The 18,365-nt window shown below is 47.5% G+C and carries 20 protein-coding genes; 12 read left to right on the top strand and 8 right to left on the bottom strand.

Going from position 1 to position 18,365, the window contains the following annotated elements; genetic code table 11:
- The first annotated feature begins 1 nt into the window (after position 1).
- From IEY13_RS07000 to IEY13_RS06980, 5 genes are all read left to right on the top strand, one after another.
- Entirely contained in the window at positions 2-499 is a 498-nt protein-coding gene (locus IEY13_RS07000; protein WP_188951278.1) for a hypothetical protein, read from the top strand.
- Entirely contained in the window at positions 499-1,518 is a 1,020-nt protein-coding gene (locus IEY13_RS06995; RefSeq protein ID WP_188951277.1) for a sensor histidine kinase, read from the top strand. Before IEY13_RS07000 ends, IEY13_RS06995 begins: the two co-directional genes overlap by 1 nt.
- A complete protein-coding gene (locus IEY13_RS06990) occupies positions 1,499-2,260 on the top strand; it encodes a LytR/AlgR family response regulator transcription factor (protein WP_188951276.1) in 762 nt (253 codons plus the stop codon). Before IEY13_RS06995 ends, IEY13_RS06990 begins: the two co-directional genes overlap by 20 nt.
- Positions 2,261-2,381: 121 nt before the next feature.
- On the top strand, positions 2,382-3,173 hold the full coding sequence (locus tag IEY13_RS06985; RefSeq protein ID WP_188951275.1) for a DUF1223 domain-containing protein: 792 nt from the start codon (positions 2,382-2,384) through the stop codon (positions 3,171-3,173).
- A 96-nt stretch (positions 3,174-3,269) separates the two neighbouring features.
- On the top strand, positions 3,270-5,657 hold the full coding sequence (locus IEY13_RS06980) for a PAS domain-containing protein (protein ID WP_188951274.1): 2,388 nt from the start codon (positions 3,270-3,272) through the stop codon (positions 5,655-5,657).
- On the opposite strand, the gene IEY13_RS06975 is transcribed toward IEY13_RS06980, so the two are convergent.
- The gene (locus IEY13_RS06975; protein ID WP_188951273.1) at positions 5,654-6,031 is read right to left on the bottom strand and encodes a response regulator; all 378 of its coding nucleotides are present in this window, start codon (positions 6,029-6,031) and stop codon (positions 5,654-5,656) included. The two genes, IEY13_RS06980 and IEY13_RS06975, sit on opposite strands and share 4 nt — an antisense overlap.
- Before the next feature lie 256 nt (positions 6,032-6,287).
- On the opposite strand from IEY13_RS06975, the gene IEY13_RS06970 reads away from it, so the two are divergent.
- A complete protein-coding gene (locus IEY13_RS06970) occupies positions 6,288-7,436 on the top strand; it encodes a sensor histidine kinase (protein ID WP_188951272.1) in 1,149 nt (382 codons plus the stop codon).
- A 77-nt stretch (positions 7,437-7,513) separates the two neighbouring features.
- Here the strand turns inward: IEY13_RS06970 and IEY13_RS06965 are convergent, their stop codons facing one another.
- Together IEY13_RS06965 and IEY13_RS06960 are read right to left on the bottom strand one after the other, a co-directional pair.
- Complete coding sequence (locus IEY13_RS06965; RefSeq protein WP_188951271.1) at positions 7,514-7,924, bottom strand: hypothetical protein; 411 nt, start codon at positions 7,922-7,924, stop codon at positions 7,514-7,516.
- 245 nt (positions 7,925-8,169) lie between these two features.
- Complete coding sequence (locus IEY13_RS06960) at positions 8,170-8,784, bottom strand: class I SAM-dependent methyltransferase (protein ID WP_188951270.1); 615 nt, start codon at positions 8,782-8,784, stop codon at positions 8,170-8,172.
- A 130-nt stretch (positions 8,785-8,914) separates the two neighbouring features.
- On the opposite strand from IEY13_RS06960, the gene IEY13_RS06955 reads away from it, so the two are divergent.
- From IEY13_RS06955 to IEY13_RS06945, 3 genes are all read left to right on the top strand, one after another.
- Positions 8,915-9,622, top strand: coding sequence for a Crp/Fnr family transcriptional regulator (locus IEY13_RS06955; RefSeq protein ID WP_188951269.1), 708 nt, complete (start codon positions 8,915-8,917; stop codon positions 9,620-9,622).
- Between the two features lie 23 nt (positions 9,623-9,645).
- Complete coding sequence (locus tag IEY13_RS06950) at positions 9,646-9,873, top strand: hypothetical protein (protein ID WP_188951268.1); 228 nt, start codon at positions 9,646-9,648, stop codon at positions 9,871-9,873.
- A 128-nt stretch (positions 9,874-10,001) separates the two neighbouring features.
- Entirely contained in the window at positions 10,002-12,473 is a 2,472-nt protein-coding gene (locus IEY13_RS06945; protein ID WP_188951267.1) for a beta-galactosidase, read from the top strand.
- Between the two features lie 85 nt (positions 12,474-12,558).
- Here IEY13_RS06945 and IEY13_RS06940 read toward each other — a convergent pair whose 3' ends face one another.
- Positions 12,559-12,969 carry a hypothetical protein gene (locus tag IEY13_RS06940; RefSeq protein WP_188951266.1) on the bottom strand — a complete coding sequence of 137 codons (411 nt, stop codon included), beginning with the start codon at positions 12,967-12,969 and terminating at the stop codon, positions 12,559-12,561.
- Between the two features lie 567 nt (positions 12,970-13,536).
- On the opposite strand from IEY13_RS06940, the gene IEY13_RS06935 reads away from it, so the two are divergent.
- The gene (locus IEY13_RS06935; RefSeq protein WP_188951265.1) at positions 13,537-13,725 is read left to right on the top strand and encodes a DUF3606 domain-containing protein; all 189 of its coding nucleotides are present in this window, start codon (positions 13,537-13,539) and stop codon (positions 13,723-13,725) included.
- A 4-nt stretch (positions 13,726-13,729) separates the two neighbouring features.
- On the opposite strand, the gene IEY13_RS06930 is transcribed toward IEY13_RS06935, so the two are convergent.
- From IEY13_RS06930 to IEY13_RS06915, 4 genes are all read right to left on the bottom strand, one after another.
- Entirely contained in the window at positions 13,730-14,407 is a 678-nt protein-coding gene (locus IEY13_RS06930) for a DUF421 domain-containing protein (protein WP_188951264.1), read from the bottom strand.
- Positions 14,408-14,417: 10 nt separating this feature from the next.
- Positions 14,418-15,101, bottom strand: a complete 684-nt coding sequence (locus IEY13_RS06925) for a YetF domain-containing protein (protein ID WP_188951263.1) — start codon at positions 15,099-15,101, stop codon at positions 14,418-14,420.
- Positions 15,102-15,148: 47 nt separating this feature from the next.
- Positions 15,149-15,532: a response regulator gene (locus IEY13_RS06920; protein ID WP_188951262.1), complete on the bottom strand. Its 384-nt coding sequence runs from the start codon at positions 15,530-15,532 to the stop codon at positions 15,149-15,151.
- Positions 15,533-15,600: 68 nt separating this feature from the next.
- Complete coding sequence (locus IEY13_RS06915) at positions 15,601-16,170, bottom strand: Crp/Fnr family transcriptional regulator (RefSeq protein WP_188951261.1); 570 nt, start codon at positions 16,168-16,170, stop codon at positions 15,601-15,603.
- A 177-nt stretch (positions 16,171-16,347) separates the two neighbouring features.
- Here IEY13_RS06915 and IEY13_RS06910 point away from each other — a divergent pair, with 177 nt between their 5' ends.
- Positions 16,348-16,941 (top strand): RNA polymerase sigma factor, encoded by a 594-nt coding sequence (locus tag IEY13_RS06910; protein WP_188951260.1) that lies wholly within the window; start codon positions 16,348-16,350, stop codon positions 16,939-16,941.
- A 55-nt stretch (positions 16,942-16,996) separates the two neighbouring features.
- The gene (locus tag IEY13_RS06905; RefSeq protein ID WP_188951259.1) at positions 16,997-18,175 is read left to right on the top strand and encodes a FecR family protein; all 1,179 of its coding nucleotides are present in this window, start codon (positions 16,997-16,999) and stop codon (positions 18,173-18,175) included.
- Positions 18,176-18,365 lie beyond the last annotated feature (190 nt).

The following is an 18,365-nucleotide window of genomic DNA, read 5'->3' as shown; positions in this document are numbered from 1 at the left end:
TATGAGAAACTATATACTTTTATTGGTGGTGCTGCTAAGCGGTGCTGTTGCCTGCAAACAGGCTGCACCCGATAAAGAAGATACCCGGGAAATGTACAATGCCCGGGGCCTGCGGGTAATTACCTCTTTTGCCAACAGAAAAGCCCGTACCATGTCTGTACTCTATGGTAATGAAGCGGCCCGGCAAACGGCGCTGAATGGGTACATCACGCATTTGCCGGGTGGTGTGTTTACACTGGTAGTACATAAGCAGCACGATAATAAATACTGGTATGGCAGCTACCTGAACGGGGCTTTGCTGAGTGTGGAAACGGTGCGCAACGTAGCTATGCCGCAACAGCCGGCAAAACTTACCTATCAGCTGCAACAGGGCCAGCCACCGGCAGATAGTACGGGTGCAGTTATCAGTGCGCAAAAGCGCATGGCTTATATCTTATCACATACCCCTTCGGTGTTTCCGGGAAGTATACCTTTGCCATCTGCTAATACTGCTGAGTAATGAAACAAACTGAATTTAAAATATCTCCGGCCATAATATGGGGCAGCTCTCTTTTTCTGGGGCTGCTTTCTTCTGTGCCACATATTGCCGAGCGGCAGTTCCGCGCGCCGGAAGCGGCGGTTAATGCAGGGCTTACGGCCACGTTTGCATTGCTGATGTGGTATTTTAATATTTACATGCTGCGGCGCAACAGCCGTATTAAACAGCAACACGGCATATCGTACAAAAGGCTGGTAAGTAGTCTGGTGTTTGGTTTGGTGGTAATGCTGGCCCTGGCGTGGATACAGCAGCTGATACTATCGCACATTCATTTTGGCCCCGTAATGCTGATGGTGGAGGTAAGGGGCATACTCATTAACCTGGTGTTTTATATGTTTTTGCACCTGCTACAGCGCAATTACGAAAACCAGCAGGTGAGTATGGAGCTGGAGCGTATTAAAAACGATAACCTGGGCGCGCAGTACGAATTGCTGAAACAACAGGTAAACCCGCATTTTCTGTTTAACAGCCTCAATACATTAAAGGCAATGGTAGAAAGCGGCGATCCTGATGCGGTAGATTTTATTCTCAAACTTTCTAACTTCTACCGTTTTACACTGGAAAGCCGCAAGCTGGATCTGATTCATGCGCATGAAGAAATGGAGATACTGCACGCCTACCTGTTTTTGCAGAAAGCCCGGTTTGATGGCGGGTTTACGTTTACCAACGAGCTAACACCGCCAACGCTGAATACACTGATACCTCCGTTTACACTGCAACTGCTGGTTGAAAACTGTTTAAAACACAATGTGGTATCGCTGGATAAGCCGTTGCCTATCCGTTTATACGAGGCTGATGGCCATATTATACTGGAAAACCGCCTGCAACTAAAAAGTGGCAACAACAGCTCGCTGGGCGTGGGGTTGAAGAATATTGAACTGCGCTACAACCACCTGATGGATCAGCATATTGAAATACTCAATACCGGCAGTGTTTTTCAAATCAAACTACCTCTTATTTATGAATATCATCATCATTGAAGACGAATTGAAAACAGCAAAATCGCTGATACAGATTATAACAGAACTACAGCCGGATGCGCGTATTGCCGGGCAGTACCAGAGCATTGAAGCCTCGGTAAAAGTATTGCAGGAAGGCCCGCAGCCCGATCTGGTGTTTATGGATATTCAGCTGGCAGATGGGCTGTGTTTTGAAATATTCAAACAGGTTAAAATTACCTGCCCCGTAGTGTTCTGCACGGCTTACGATGAGTATTCGCTGGAAGCTTTTAAGCGCAATGGGGTAGATTATATATTAAAACCATTTTCTAAAGAAGATATCCGCGAAGCGTTCCGCAAGGTGCACGAGCTGCGTAATTTTTTTCAGCAAAAAGTAATGCCCGATCTCAGCGATTTGCTGAACAAGCTATCGCCACCCGCCACCAAAAGCAGTTTTCTGGTTTTTAAAAACCAGAAGTACACCACTGTGGCAGTGGAAAACATTGCCTGTTTTTTTATCCGGTTCGATGCTACGTGTATTCTTACGTTCGATAAACAAACTTTTACCGTAACGCAGTCGCTGGATCAGATTGCTGCGGCGGTATCAGCCTCGCAGTTCTTCCGCGTTAACCGGCAGTACCTGGTAAACTTTGCGGCCATAAGTGAGGTAGAACATCATTTTATGCGCAAGCTGCATGTAAAGCTGGTGGTAGAAACGCCGGATACACTGCTGATTAATAAAGAAAAATCGCACAGCTTTCTTTCCTGGATGGAAAACCGCTAACAGCCTTTGCCGTTCACGCGGTGCAATGCCGGGTTCAGGTACATATCTGTCTTACTAAAGGGGTTTGCACCTGAACCCCGCCTCCGGTGCTGCTACTTTTGAATTACAAAATCAAAAGTATATGAAACCAAAAACAATAATCACCTTCGTTGCCCTTGCTGCACTGGTGCTCATCACCGTTTCCTTCGTTAACAAATCCTGCGCTTCTCCCAAACAACCTGAAGTGGTTGCCGGCAATGGTATTGCGGTGCTGGAGCTGTTTACTTCCGAAGGTTGTTCCAGCTGCCCGGCTGCCGATGCTTTGCTGGCCCATGTACAGGAGGCGGCGGGCGATAAGCCGGTATACTATCTGGCCTATCATGTAGATTACTGGGATCGGCTGGGCTGGAAAGATATCTTTAGCAGCCGCCGCAATTCTGAGCGTCAGTACCAGTACAGCAGCTATTTAAATGCACAGGTTTATACCCCGCAACTGGTTATTAACGGACAAACGGAATGTATAGGTTCAGATGCTGTAGCAGTAAAACAGGCCATACATGAAGCTTTGAACCAAACCAGCGGCCTTGCGGTAACCCTTCAGGGCCGGCAGCAGGGGCAGCTGATGCATGTTAACTATGCCGTTACCGGTAATGCCGGGGCAGATCGCTTACTGGTGGCAGTGGTACAAAAGCAAGCCATAAGCCAGGTAAAACGGGGAGAGAACGGGGGCCGTACGCTAAAGCATGCACAGATAGTACAGCAGTTTTACGATTTTAAAATAGCCCGTAACAATCAGGGTACGGTGGAAGTGCCGGTGCCTGCTGCGTTTAATGCACAGGAGTGGGAAGTAATTGGCTGGCTGCAACAACCCCAAACCGGTGCCATACATGCTGCTACCCGCGTGGTACTTAACAATACGGTAGCGCTTTATTAATCTTGCCTTATTTTAAACGCAAATGCGGGCAAAATAGCCCGTATTTGCGCGAAAATGTGTAGATTTCCCTGTTTTCTAACTATTTATAGTTGAGCAATGGAATTTACCCCAACAGGGCATGAGAAAATGATAGTGGAGCCGGATAACCTGTACAAGGCCGATACAAACGATCTGTATTTCAGAGGCATTGCCGATGCGGTACCCACAGTTATCTGGATGAGTAATAAACAGGGTAGCTGTGTGTACCTGAACGAGCGCTGGTACACCACTACCGGGCAAACCGCAGCCGCAGCGCGCGGTAATGGCTGGGCCGACGCGGTACATGCCGATGACCGGCATATGGCGGCCAATCATTTTATAGCGGCCAATCTTCAGCGTATTCCTTTTAAAATGGTATTCCGGCTGCGGCAAAAAAATGGTGAATACCGTTGGGTGCTGGGCAGCGGGGAGCCGAGGCTGAATGGCAGCGGTGAATTTGACGGCTATGTTGGTACCGTAATTGATATTCACGAACAGGTATTGGCCAATGAAAGATTTGAACTGATTAATAAAGCTACCCAGGATGCCATATGGGATTGGGATCTTACCACTAACGGGGTGGTGTGGAATAACGCTTTCTATGCCATGTTCCATTATACTGGCGATGAGGTAGAACTTACCGGCACCTGGTGGAAAGCGCATATTCATCCCGACGATCAGCAGCAGGTAGTAGAAAGTATTCACAAAGCTATAGACGGCGGGGCCACCGCATGGGCGGGCGAATACCGTTTCCGCGCCAGCAACGGCACTTATTTAACCGTATACGACCGGGGTTTTATACAACACGATTCGCAGGGCAGGCCCGTACGTATGCTGGGTAGTATGCAGAATGTGACTTCCTGGAAAGAGGCTGAGCAGGCCAGGCGTAAAAGTGAGCAGCGGTTTGAAGCTGCGGTAAATGCCGTGCAGGGTATTATATGGACGAACAATGCACAGGGCCAGATGGTGGGTGTGCAACCCGGCTGGATGGATCTTACCGGTCAAACCCAGGAAGAGTATTCCGGCGATGGATGGACGAAAGCCCTGCATGCGGATGATGTGGAGCGGAGCATGGCCGTGTGGAAGCACGCCGTACAAACCAAAACCCTGTACACAACAGAGTACCGGGTTAAAAGAAAAAACGGTACCTGGGGCATTTATGCGGTACGCGCTATTCCGCTGCTGGATGATGCCGGGCAGGTATTGGAATGGGTAGGGGTGCTTACCGATGTTACAGAACAGCGTAACATTGAACAGCGTGTGGCAGAAAGCGAAGAAAAATACCGCCAGCAGTTTTACGAGCTGGAAAATATATACAGGAACGCGCCTATAGGGCTGGCGCTGATAAGTAAAGACAGCTGCTACCTGCGTGTAAACGAGCGCCTGGCCGTTATGAACGGGTTGCCGGTAAGTGCGCATGTAAACCGCACCTTCCGGGAGGTTTTGCCCGACCATGCAGACCAGGCAGAGACGCTGGTACGCAAGGTGGTGGAAACACGCCAGGCATTGCTGAATGTGGAACTGGTGGGAGAAACTATGGCCGACCCTGGTGTAACCCATATATGGAACGAAAGCTGGTACCCCATTATGAACGAAGCCGGAGAAGTGGAATCTGTTTCGGTGGTAGTGGAAGATATTACCGACAGGCGCAAGGCCGAAGCGGCATTGAAAGAAAGTGAAAACCGCTTCCGGGTACTGGCAGATTCGCTGGAACTACAGGTGGCGGGGCGTACCCGCGAGTTACAGCGGAGTAACCAGGATCTGCAACAGTTTGCGCACGTTGCCTCGCACGATCTGAAAGAACCGGTACGTAAAATTCTCATTTTTGGTAACCGCGTTAAAGAAGAACTGCCTTCCTTATCGCCCGAAAAACTGTTGGGGTATGTATCTAAAATAGAAAGTGCTGCCAACCGTATGTATTCCATGATAACCGGGGTGCTGTTGTATTCCACTATCAGTGCCGCAGAACAGGAAGAGGAGCGGGTAAATGTAAATGAAGCCATACAGGGCATCATAAGCGATCTGGAAATATCTATTACCGAAAAACAGGCACAGATTATTTGTCATCCGCTTTCTGCTGTAACAGGCTCTTCTGTGCTGGTGTTTCAGTTGTTTTACAATTTAATAAGCAATGCGCTCAAGTTTTCGCGCGCCGGTGTGCCGCCGGTTATAACCCTTACAGAGGCTGCCATAACGCCCCACGAATTAAAGGAGTATCATTTACCGCCCAGCCGGCAGTATGTAAAAATTGTGGTGAAGGACAATGGTATCGGCTTCCGCGATAGCGAAAAGGCTAAAATATTCGAAGCCTTTCTGCGGCTCCATTCCAAAGACAAGTATGAAGGCTCGGGCCTTGGCCTTTCGCTGTGTAAAAAAATTGCCGAGCGCCATGGCGGCGCCATATGGGCATCGGGTACGGAAGAAGAGGGGGCTACATTTTATGTAATACTGCCTGCCGGTATTTAAACACGTTGTAATATCTGCCGCAGGCTGTCTGATATCCGTTGCAAGGTATCCTGCTTTCTAACGCAGTCATTGGCTCCGGCTGCTATAGCCAGTTTACATAAATATTCATCGGCCCGTGTGGAGTACACAATTACCGGCACCTGGTCCAGGTGCGCCAGTTTTCTTATATGCGCAACGCAGCTTAAGCCATCCTGCCTGGGCATATTGGCATCTACAAAAATGCAGGCCGGTACTTTTTCTGCAATCAGCTGCATAGCCTGCTGTACGTTGGCGGCGTAGACAGGCTGGTAGTCGCCTTCTATCATAGCTACCGCCATAGAAAAAATATGAAATTCATCAACGTCATCGTCAATGAGTAAAATCAGTTTGCTCATGTGTTTGTTTTACAGCAAAATAGGTGTGGGGTTATGGATTGTACATACATACGTATAGCTGCTGGCAGGTGCCGGAAGCAACAATAACAATAGATGTACAGGATTATAAAAGAGAAAGTATGTAGGGCAGTGCCTTGCGGCACCGTACCGCAAAATTAATAATCAGCGTTCAAAAATGGATAGCCTCTCTGCGCTTTTTTGAAAAATTGCCACCCGGCGAACTATTGCCCGGCAGTATTGTTCTTTTTACTTAGACATGAAAAAACACACTATACCACCGGATGCACTTACAGAACTGCTGAGTGATTGCTGTACCGACAGAATTATTGCTATTGATAACCAATGGCGCATTATTGCCTGGAACACCGCTTCTGAAAACTTTACCGGATTAAAAAAAGAGGCATTGCTGAATAAGCGGTTACAGGATGTTTTTCCTGAAATAATGCTGGATGCGGAACTTACCGGGGCTATACGTGCAGCCATGCAGGGGTGCACCAGTATGGTAGAGGCCCGGGAAGGTGCTTTTAACCGGCATTATTACGAAAACAATTTTATTCCGCTGAAAGATAAAGATGGGCATATACAGGGAGTAATGAACATAATGCACAATGTAGAGCACCGCATAAAGGCAGAGCAGCAATTGCAACAGCTGAACACCAGACTTACCCATCAGTACCGGCAGCTGGAAAAGGCCAATAACGAACTGGCAACCTTTGCAGGTATTACCGGTGCAGAGTTAAAGGAGCCTATACGTAAAATATACACCTCGCTGGAAACTATTATGCGTACCGATGGGCCTTTGTTGTCAGATGCCAGTAAGGCAGCCCTGCGCCGTATGCAATCTTCCATAAGTGGTATTAACTTTTTGCTGGACGATATTATTGCCCTGGCAAAAGCCAGTCGCCTCAGTTTTGAATTTACCAGGGTAAACCTGAATCAGGTGCTGGAAAACGCGCTTGCACAACTACAGGATAAAATACAGCAAAAGCACGCCCGTATTAAGGCAGATACGCTGCCCGTAATTACCGGTAACAGTATTATGCTGGAATACTTATTTATAAACCTGATAGATAATGCCCTTAAGTTTCAGCCTCAGGACAATATTCCCGAAGTAAACATCAGCGCAGTGCAGCATGAGCATTTTGTACATCTGCGTTTTCAGGATAATGGCATTGGCTTTCCGGAAAGTGAGGCCGATAAGGCTTTTGTTATGTTTGAGCGGTTGCATGGCCGCCGCCAATACCCTGGCAGTGGCATTGGCTTAACAGTAAGCCGCAAAATTGCAGAAGCACACGGCGGTTATATGGAAGCCACCAGCGAGCCTGGCAAAGGCGCCACCTTTACCTGTTGCCTGGCGGTACAACAGCATCACGTAAAAGATGTTGCCGCACAGCAACAGGCATAAAAAAAAGTTGCCCCATGTAACACACGGGGCAACTTCCACTTTAATAAACAACTTAACTTATCAAAAATGCCTGCTAACTATTGTTTGGTAACTACCACTTCTTCTTCCGTATCTGTATTTACGTTTACTTTAAAAGCCTGCTCTACTTTCTGATTGCCTGAACGGATAACGAATACAGGGTTCATTTCAGAATTTTCTTTCAGCAGGTGAATGGCTTTGTTAAAATGCGCATCGTTAAACTGACCATTGTATAACACATCACCTGCGTCGTTTTTAATAATCAGGGTAAACTTCTGTGCGGTAGGGTTTTCAAATGCTACACGAAATACCACGCTGTTTGCTGCATTACCTTCGTATTGTACGCTAACCTGTTTTTCCAGTACAGCAGCATTGTCTTTGTTTTCTGCTATAGTGTTGGCTTTGCTGGTAAATGCTGCCGTTACAAGTGTTACAAAAAGGGCGATGGCGAAACGATAATTGGTTTTCATATATTTTTGTTTAACTGTTCTTGTATTGTGTGTTGCTGTTGTTGCTTTTGACAATACAAATGTAGAACGGTGTAAAGCCCTGTACAAACCATCTTTTTATTGTTTTTATTATAGGTAACCGTAGTAGGGGTAGGTGTAAATGTTTGTAAATGTGTTGTTTGTGGTGTGTTTTTTATATGATTGCCAACGGAAAAATGTTAAAAAGAATATAACTGCATACAACTGTTCGTTATAGCATAATAAACTTATTTATACTTCATCCAAAACTTCAGCATATCATCCATCCATACATCTGCCAGCTGATAAGAGGCAGGTATTTCATTGCCCAGGCTATGAAAAGTAACTACGCGGGTACCTACGGGCATATACTCCAGCTGGCGGTGCAAAAAACGGTTGTAGTAGTGGTATAGCTCTGCTGAAAAAGCAATGGTATCATCAATTTTATCGGTGTTCTTCAGGTTTTCATAAAAGGGGTTAAAGCAATAAAAATGGTGGTAGTCGCTCAGGTTTAGCTGGGTAAAGTTGCCATGGTAAAAATGAACATTCTGTAACCCCAGTGCGTGTTGTGCCGCCTGTGCATAGCCTATCAGATTGTCTCTTTGCTCCACGCCGTAAAAAGTTGCCCCGGGTTGCAACCATGCACCGCTGAGGCAAAACTTGCCTATACCGCTGCCAATGTCCAGTATACGCACCCCTGCTCTGTCTGCCAGGTAATCTGTTGCCTGCTTTACCACCTGCAACGGCGTCCAGTGCTGCGAGGCCAGACGGCGCATATCAGCCGGGTAAAGCTGATGAAACCGGAAGTCTGATTGAAACCATTTTGCTGCATTGTCTGTGGTAGAAGTAGTTTTGCAAAACATAGTCAGGTATTAATTGGTAGCTCAAAGGTAGAAAGGGGCGGGTGTGTGCGGCGTGACATACTTCTCTTTTAAAAGTGATTTTTATCAGTTTTATCCTCACCAGGGTTGTTTAATTTTATAATATCAGCGTATGAGTATACAAGGTCTTTTCCCGATTGCCAAGTGGGATTTTCAAACGGAGTCCATTCTCGCGGGGTTAGATGCGGCTGAGCGCGATCTGCTACTGGCCAACAGGCAGGATCAGGTGTACAGAAAAGGAGATACCGTGTTTCGCGAGGGTACTTTTCCTTCGGGCATTTTTTACATACAGAAGGGGAAAATAAAGAAGTTTAAGATAGATGATAACCGGCGCGAGCAGATTATTTATGTGGCCAATAAGGGCGAACTGATCGGTTACCATGCCTTACTATCGCAGGGCCGCCATCCGGATTCTGCTGCTGCGCTGGAGGAGTGTATGCTGTCTTTTATTCCGGCGGATGACTTTCTACGCGCCATTCAGCAGTCGCCGGCGCTGAGCCAGCGTTTGCTGAAAACACTGGCGCACGAGTTTGCGGTGCTGGCCAATAGCCTGTCGCTGTTTACCCATAAATCTGTACGCGAACGCCTGGCGTTGCAGCTGATAGTAATGCGCGAAAAGTATAAAGACCGTTTTGAGCCGGGTATGGTAGTGGCCATACGGCTTTCGCGGGAAGATTTATCTAACCTGGTAGGTACCGCCCGGGAAAATGTAGTGCGTATACTGGCAGAGTTTAAGCGGGAAGGTATTATCAGCACCAAAGGCAGTACCATTCTGGTGAACGATGTAAACAAACTGATTGCCATTGCCGATTACAAATAGCGTGGCGTATAAAACTGATGCGTGTGAAGTTTAGTATTTCTTATAAGGATAAGCCGATTGATGTGGAAACGGAAGATTGCCTGCTGTTCCGGTTGCAATACCCCAATGGCAGCAGCAAAAAAATGACGTTTGAGTTTAGTAGTGACTGCGACTTTCAATGGTCGTTTGTTACAGGTCCTTCGCAGGCCTCCGAAGAGGCGCAGGAAATTGGCCGCCAGATAGAACCCCGGATCCTTTCTTTCATAGAGTAATGGCCCTGAAGTATATCTATACCTAAGGGCTTACTTTCTGCTCAGGACTGTTCAGTACAGTGCATGGGGCAACAGCCCTTACATTTGCGGGGTGGCGATTGCACCATAAACCCGCCCGCAGTATTTTCATGAAAAAACAGGTTTTCAGCCTGGCTTCTTTTTGTTGCCTTGCCCTGGCAGTATATGCCCAACAGCCTTTATCCGGTCAGCATGTAACTATTACCCCACGTGCATTGCCAGCCACGGTACCTGCCTTTCAAATGGGTACAGCTGCCAACCCGCATGGCGAAACGCTTACGTTTAATACGCAAAGCATGTTATTAAACGGCAGGCCGGTATTGCCTGTAATGGGGGAGCTGCATTTTAGCCGCGTACCAGAGAAGGAGTGGGAGAAGGAGCTGCTGAAAATGAAGGCGGGTGGGGTAACCATCGTGTCTACCTACGTGTTCTGGATTCATCACGAAGAAACCGAAAAGCAATACAACTGGAGCGGCCAGCGCAACCTGCGTAAGTTTATAGAAACCTGTAAAAAGGTAAACCTGCCCCTGGTGCTGCGTATTGGCCCCTGGTGCCATGGCGAGGTGCGTAACGGCGGCATACCCGAATGGCTGGCTACCAGCGGTATTAAACTAAGGAATGATAATGCAGCCTACCTGGATAAAGTACACCCCTGGTGGCAGCAGATTTTTCAGCAGGCCCGTGGTATGATGTGGGGCGATGGTGGCCCGGTAATAGGCATACAGCTGGAGAATGAATACCGCGGCAAATGGGAGCATTTGATGACGCTGAAAAACATGGCCCGTACAATAGGGTTTAATACACCTTTGTATACCCGCACCGGATGGCCGGCACTTACCTCACCAGCCACCTTTGGCGAAATTGTGCCTTTGTATGGCGATTACCCGGATGGGTTCTGGGATAGAAGCCTTGCTGAAATGCCGGGCGATTATTCTAAAGTATATCTGTTCCGCTCTTTTCGCAACTCTACGGTAATTGCCACGGAGCAGCTGCCCAAACAATCTGATAAAGACAATCCCGAAGATTTTGCTTACCCGTATTTTACCTGCGAACTGGGTGGGGGTATGATGCCTTCTTACCACAGGCGTATTCAGATAAACCCCATGGATATTTATGCCATGGCGCTGGTAAAAGTGGGCTCTGGCAGTAATATGCCCGGCTATTACATGTATCATGGCGGTACCAACCCGCAGGGACAGCATACCACCCTGCAGGAAACCCAGGCTTCGCCCATGACCAACCATAACGAGCTGCCTGTTAAAAGCTACGATTTTCAGGCACCGCTGGGCGAGTTTGGGCAAATACACCCGCAATACCACCTGCTGCGCCGCATGCACCTGTTTCTGCAGGATTTTGGCGGCGATCTGGCGCTGATGCACCCGTATTTTCCGGATAGTGTTACCAATGCCAGAGACAGCGCCAGCCTGCGGTGGAGTGTACGCAGCAATGGCAACAGCGGTTACGTGTTTGTAAACAACTACCAGCGCCTGCAAAACAGCCCCGCCAAAGAGAATATACAGTTTCATATACAGCTGCCGGGAGAGGAGGTGCGCTTTCCGGAAAAGCCGGTAACCATACCTGCCAACAGCAGCTTTTTTATGCCCTTTAACCTGAAGCTGGGCGCTATAACCTTAAAGTATGCCACGGCCCAGCCGATAGCCAAGCTGAAACAGGGCGATACGCTCACGTATTTTTTTGCAGCAACCAGTGGCCTGCCGGCCGATTTTGCATTTGATTCAGTAACAAAGGTGGAGTATCCGCAGGCGGCTGTTAAAAACCAGCCTGGCGGGGTGCGCTTTTCAAATACGCCTTCCGGTACGCGCACTGCTATACGCCTGCGCGGAGCCGATGGGGTATATGTAGATATCGTATTGCTGGATGAGCCAACATCCCTTGCCCTGTGGAAGGGTAATCTTGCGGGTAAAGAATATATCCTGTTGTCGCCCGCAGGTGTTACCTGTAACGGTAATGAACTGGAGCTTACTGGTACTGGTAATACCTTGCCGGTATCGTTGTTTCCTGCGCCTGCACTACAATATGGGGCAAAGGTACTGGCCGGTAAACACAGCGGTATTTTTACACAGTTTACTATACCGCTGCCGGCGCTTACCCCTGTAAAAGTCAGCTTAACCCGCGTGGCAGGTGCAGGGCCTTTGCGCACTATAAAAAACGGAGTAATGAAGGTGGCGGAAGCGCCATCTGACAAAGACTTTGACCATGCAGCAGTATGGAAAATAACCCTGCCACGAAACATGGATAAAAACCGGGATGTATACCTGCAATTACCTTACATGGGCGATGTGGCCAGGGTATATGCTGGTAATACCCTGCTTACCGATAACTTTTACAACGGCAAACCTTTTGAGTTGGGGTTGAAGCGTTTTGCAGAGGATATACAAAACAGGGAACTGACAGTAAAAATATTGCCGCTGCAAAAAGGCGCTCCGGTATATTTTCAACACAATAGCACACCGGCATTTAACGGGGCAGATACCTTACTGGCCTTACCAGACGTACATGTGCTGGAAAACCGCAGTGTAATATTAAAGGTAGCACCCGGCACTACGCAGGTACAGAAGTAACTATAAAAAAAGCTGCCCCATGTAACAACACGGGGCAGCTTCCTCTTTAAAAAAACAACTTATCTTATGAAAAAAGCACTATAAACTATTGCTTGCTAACTACCACTTCGCTTTCCAGGTTGGCGTTAACGCTTACCTTAAAAGCCTGCTCTACTTTCTGGTTGCCAGAGCGGATAACGAATACAGGATTCATTTCAGACGCTTCTTTCAGAAGGTGAACAGCTTTGCTGAAGTTGGCATCATTAAACTGACCGGTGTATAATACATCACCCGCATCGTTTTTAATAATCAGGGTAAACTTCTGTGCTGTAGGGTTTTCAAATGCTACACGAAATACAACGCTGTTTTCTGCATTGCCTTCATATTTTACGCTTACCTGCTTTTCCAGTACAGCAGCGTTATCTTTTACTTCTGCTGCATTGGCTTTGCCTGCAAATACTACTGAAGCTATGGCTACTAAAAAGGCAATGGCTGCGGAACGATAATTCAATTTCATATCTTTTAGTTTTACTGTTCTTGTTTGTGTGTCTGTAGCGTGTTATTGCTTTTGACAGTACAAATGTAGAAAGGCATTCAGGCGTGTACAAACCATCTTTTTGTGGTTTTTATCATTCTTAAAGGCAGTTTCAGGATAGTTAAGGTGCTGATAATGATGTGTTTAGCACGCTACAAAATATGATTGCCAACGCAGAAGTGTTAAAAAGATGGTAATGGCGCACAACTGTTTGTTATTGCTTTAAGTTATTATGTTGCAACAGATAGTGCGTATGGAAGTACGTAAGCCCGGAAGAATGGAAGGAGAAGATAAAAAACGAACCGGCAGCTTAGGCTACCGGTTCTGCTGAAGTTTCTGGTTAAATGTCTGACACAGGCAAATATCTGTTTATTATTGCTACGAATAGCAGTCTGAACAAAATGAACAAGCTGTACCCATGAACACCTGGCTTACTATTACCGGCTTAGATTACTTACAGCAGGCTGCCTTTTGGCAATGTCTCGCCGGGGCATGATTTTTTTGCGGTTTTAACTGAAATATCTTTGTTCCGCCTTTAAATGAAAAGTTATGTCTGATAACAAAGAAAACCGGGGCTTGCAAGACCGTATACGGGTTGATGCCAACGATGCTAACGAGGTTGAATTTCTGCACAGCCAGTTTCCGCGCTTAAGTCACGAACAAATAAAGCAGGCTGTTGAAAAAGCCGGGCCTTTCCGCGATGATATAGTGCAGGAGCTGAAGCGTATATGGAATTAGCCCGTTACGTTACAGCCGTTGTAAACGTTTTACTTTTACAGTTTTCGCACAAGGGTAGATAACCTTTCTCTTTGCCGCAGGTGGTGCAAACGTGTTTATGTATCTCTTTTTTCTGTTGCGCCCGTAGTTCTGCATCTGCTTCCGGCACCACGCTAAGGCCTGGTACGGGGTTTTCTTCCTGTACAAGGCTAAAGGTACCATTGGCTTCAAAATACAGCCGCTTTACCTGGCCCAGGTGTGTAAGGCTTTCTGCGCGTATTTCAGAAAAAATACGGTCTTGCGAAAGGCGGCTGCGTACCATTTCTTCCAGTATCAGTTCCCCGTCTTTTACCAGTGTGGAAATATGGCCCAGTACCCTGTATTCAAACCGGTTGCTTTGGGTAGACCGGCGGGCAATATAGTTCTGCCCTATAATAACTATACCGGCAACAATTACTGCCGGCAGCAGCCCGCGTTCCGGTGTATGCACCGGTATACCCACCGCAGCAGCCAGTGCTATAGTGGCAGCCATTTCGTTACGGCTGAGGTTGGAGGAGATGCGTTTGCCCATCCGGCGCATGCTAAACACTACCAGCGCATATATAAACAATATGCGAAGTGCTACCTCCACATAAAAGATGGCCGGTACCTGCCCAAACAAAATACGTTGTAAGTCTGCCAGATGAATTTCATACGCTTTCATATCCGTAAGTTTATAATGCTGCTGTTTCCCAGTAACTGCTTCCACAAAGCGGGCAGGGGCCTGCGTGGTCGGCAGTGCTTACAGTATTGCCGCAGGTAGTACAGCTGTTACAATCTGTTTGCTTATTTAGCAATGCCTCGTGGTCTTCTTCGGGTGGAAAGGCAGAAAGACCAGGTACCGGTTGCTCATTTTTATAAATGGTAAATTTGCCGCAGGTTTCCAGATACACACGTTTTACCTGCCCCAGCTGATGAATGTTTTTATTACGCAGCATGGCAAACAGCTGATCTTTGCTTATGCGTACCTTGTTAAGCGCGTTCATTTGTATAACGCCATCCTTAATCAGTATCTTAATCACCCCCTGGGTGGCCATTTCCACTTTTTTATACTTTACCTCCATCCAGGTTAGCCCCTGGTGTAACAGCAATAGAATAACCAGTATTACCAGCCCCTGTATAACGCCGCGTTCAGGCAGTTCCATAGGGGCAGAAACAATGGCGCCCATTAATATCATTACCGCCAGTTCGGTAATGGTAAGCTGGCCAGACATGCGTTTGCCCAGCGCTTTTACTACTACCAGCAATAAAACATACATAATACAGGTACGCAGTAACACCTCTATTAAAAATTCAAACGGTGCATCACCTATCAGTATACGTTTAATGTCGGTAAGCTTAATGTTTTCTTTTTTCATAGATTTTTTCAGCCATGTCCGTTAACATGTTTATAAAAATCATTTCGTTAACCAAAGTATTCTTTAATCAACCTGGCAATAGTGGCTACCGCCCCCGGGCGTATAATGGCCTGCACACCCAGGCTAAGTGCGGCCTGCTTAATATAGGTTGTTAATACGGCAGAATAAAAAACAATAGGTACGGTGCTTTCAGGATATTGCTTTCTTAAGCTGGTTAAAAAATCCAGCCCGTTCAGTCCTGGCATCTGATAATCAAGGAATATAAGGTCTGGTGCTGTTTTGGGAAACAGCTTCATGGCTTCTGTAACATTGCCGGCCTGCACACATTCGCAGTTTACTGCGTTTTTGCACAAAGCCAGCATTACAAACGTGCGGGCGTCTCTGTCATCATCAATCAGTAACAGGCGCTTTTTATTTACGGTGTTGATCATATATCACCGAACAAACGTTTTGATTAATAGTTGCAGCTGCTAAAATGTTTCCGTAGTAGCATAAAAAATCAGTTGCCGCGGTACAGCCTGCTCAATGTTTCGCGCGATACACCCAGGTAAGAAGCCAGGTGTGTTTTGGGTACCCGCTGTAGTAGGGTGGGGTAGCGCTTTAGCAGTTGCTCGTAGCGTTGTTTGGCACTGGAAGTCAGGAATGATAAAATACGTTGCTGCGCCGCAATATTGCCTGCATTGGCTTTCATCAGCAGAAAGTGCTCCATTTTAGCCAGTCCTGCACACATGTGCTGATAGTCTGCCAGTGTAATACACAGCACCTCTGTATCCTCCATACATTGCAGCGACATGGTAGCCCTTACCTGTGTAAAAAAGGCCTGAAAATCACTTTCCCACCAGTCTTCCATGGCAAAGGCAACAATATGTTCCATGCCATTGTCATCGGTATACACCAGCTTCAGCAGGCCGCTAACCACAAAATAGCAATGGGCTACTTTTTCCCCTTCACGGAACAAAAAATCGTGCTTGCGGTAGCGGGCACTGGTAAAACAGCTGCTTATAAATACAAACTCATCATCGGTCAGCGGCACTATTCTTTCAATATGTTCTCTCAGTTGCGGTACCATAGGCAGTGAAAATACGCAAAAAGCGCAGGTAGTCTGCCTGGCACGCAAGGCGCCGGCTTCATCACGCCTGTCAGGGTAGTTGCCCGTAATGATGCCCGGTTAACCGACAGATATTTTGCTTTGCGGCAGATAGGGCTATTTTGCCGTAAGTTTACAACGTGAGGAGCAAGTACCTTATTGGAACGGACGCAATTATATAATGAAGAGGAACTGTTGAGAAGGGTAGCCGGTGGAAATGAGCAGGCATTTTCAGAGGTGGTGGATCATTATGCCCCGGTGGTATACGCGCAACTACTTGTATACCTGAAAGATGTACACCGGGCCGAAGAAGTTTCGCAGGATATATTTATGGCCATCTGGCGTAACCGCGAAAAGCTGCCGGGTATGGATAACTTTCCCGGTTATTTATATGTAAGTACCCGCAACAAAATACTCACCGTGGTAAAAGAGCGTGTTATGGCCACGGAAGAACCGCCGGAAGACCGCCTGCACAGCCTGCTTACCGATCCTGCCTCGGCCGTGGAGTTTAAAGAACTGATGAACAGCATTCGCCGTGGCATTGAGCTGCTGCCTGCCCGCCGCAAAGAGGTGTTTATGTTGAGCCGGCAGGAAAACCTTACCTATGATGAAATTGCCAGCCGCCTGGGCCTGAGTAAAAACACCGTAAAAGAGCATATTTCTGAAGCGCTTACCTTTTTGAGAGATTACCTGAACCGTGGGATGGATGTAATACTGGTGGGCCTGTTATGGCTGGCTATGGCAGGGTTTTAAATTTTTTTTCCTGTACACCCCCCCGCGCTTTTATTAACCTGGTTTATATATACGTATGCCCCATACAGCGGAATATTATTTAGAGCGCCTGGCAGAAGGCTCTATTACCCCGGAGGAATGGAATGCCCTGCAAACTTTGCTGTCTGCAGCAGAGAATGATGCCGCTTTTGCGGAGGTGCTGGACAGGCAGTTGCAGCAAAAAGCAGCTGCGCCTGGCCATTACCCGCAGGCGGTGCAGCATATTCAGCAGGGGCTTGCCGCCCGTATTGCGGCAGAACGCAGCACAACGCAAGTAACACCGGTAAAACGTTTAACCCCACGCAGGTGGATGGCCGCCGCAGCTATGGTGCTGGCGGCGCTGGCAGGTACCTGGTTGCTGCTGCCCCGCAAGGCTACACAGCCTGGGCAACCCGTGGCTGCCAGAACGCCGCAGCTGGCCCCCGGCATAAACGGGGCGCTGCTTACCCTGGCAGATGGTAAACAGGTAATGCTGGATACTATTAAAAACGGTGTGGTTGCCTTGCAGGGTGGTGCTGAAGTACGGGTGGTAAACGGTGCGCTGGTGTATGAAAACACCGGCACCGGCCTGGCATACAATACCATATCAACCCCCAAAGGCCGCGAATATCATATTATTCTGCCAGATGGTACCGGGGTATGGCTGAATGCAGCCAGCAGTATCCGCTACCCCATAGCGTTTACGGCAAAAGAACGCCGCATACAAATTACCGGTGAGGCTTACATACAGGTGGCGGCAGATGCCCGTAAGCCTTTTTATGTAGCTACCCCGCTTTCGCAGATACAGGTACTGGGTACCGCTTTTAATATTAATGCTTACGAAGACGAAGGGGCCGAGGTAACCACCCTTGCCAACGGCAAAATACAGGTAACGGGTAATACATTAGTCAATGGTAACGTACTGCCGGTAACACTGCTGCCGGGCCAGGCAGCGTGGTGCAGGCAAAAGGAGCTGCGTGTAACGGAAGGCGATGTGGAAAAAGCACTGGCCTGGAAAAACGGCATATTCAGTTTTCAGGATGCAGATATACCCACCGTAATGCGCCAGCTGGCCAGGTGGTATAATGTAGAAGTAAAGTATGAAGGGCAGATACCCGCCCGCACTTTTGAAGGCGAAATAGGCCGTACACTGCGTTTAGATCAGGTACTGAGAATATTAACCAAAACAGGAATACATTATGAGATTGATGGAAATATTGTAACTATTCAACCGTAAATAAGAAGGAACAAAAAACCGGGCGTAAGATTGGACCCTTCTCCCGGTTTACTGTAAGAGGTAATTGTAACTGCTATCTGCACAGCTGTACGCTGTAGCGGACTGGAAATTATTCACCCAAACACTGCGAATTTATGCAATTAAAATGGCCCGGAACTGGTTTTTTACCAGGGGTATGTACCAAAACTGT

Origin of the sequence: Filimonas zeae (assembly GCF_014641615.1) — a bacterium.
GTDB classification, from domain to species: domain Bacteria; phylum Bacteroidota; class Bacteroidia; order Chitinophagales; family Chitinophagaceae; genus Filimonas; species Filimonas zeae.
The sequence above is the reverse complement of the archived record's forward strand: the minus strand, read 5'-3'. Positions and strand labels throughout refer to the sequence as shown.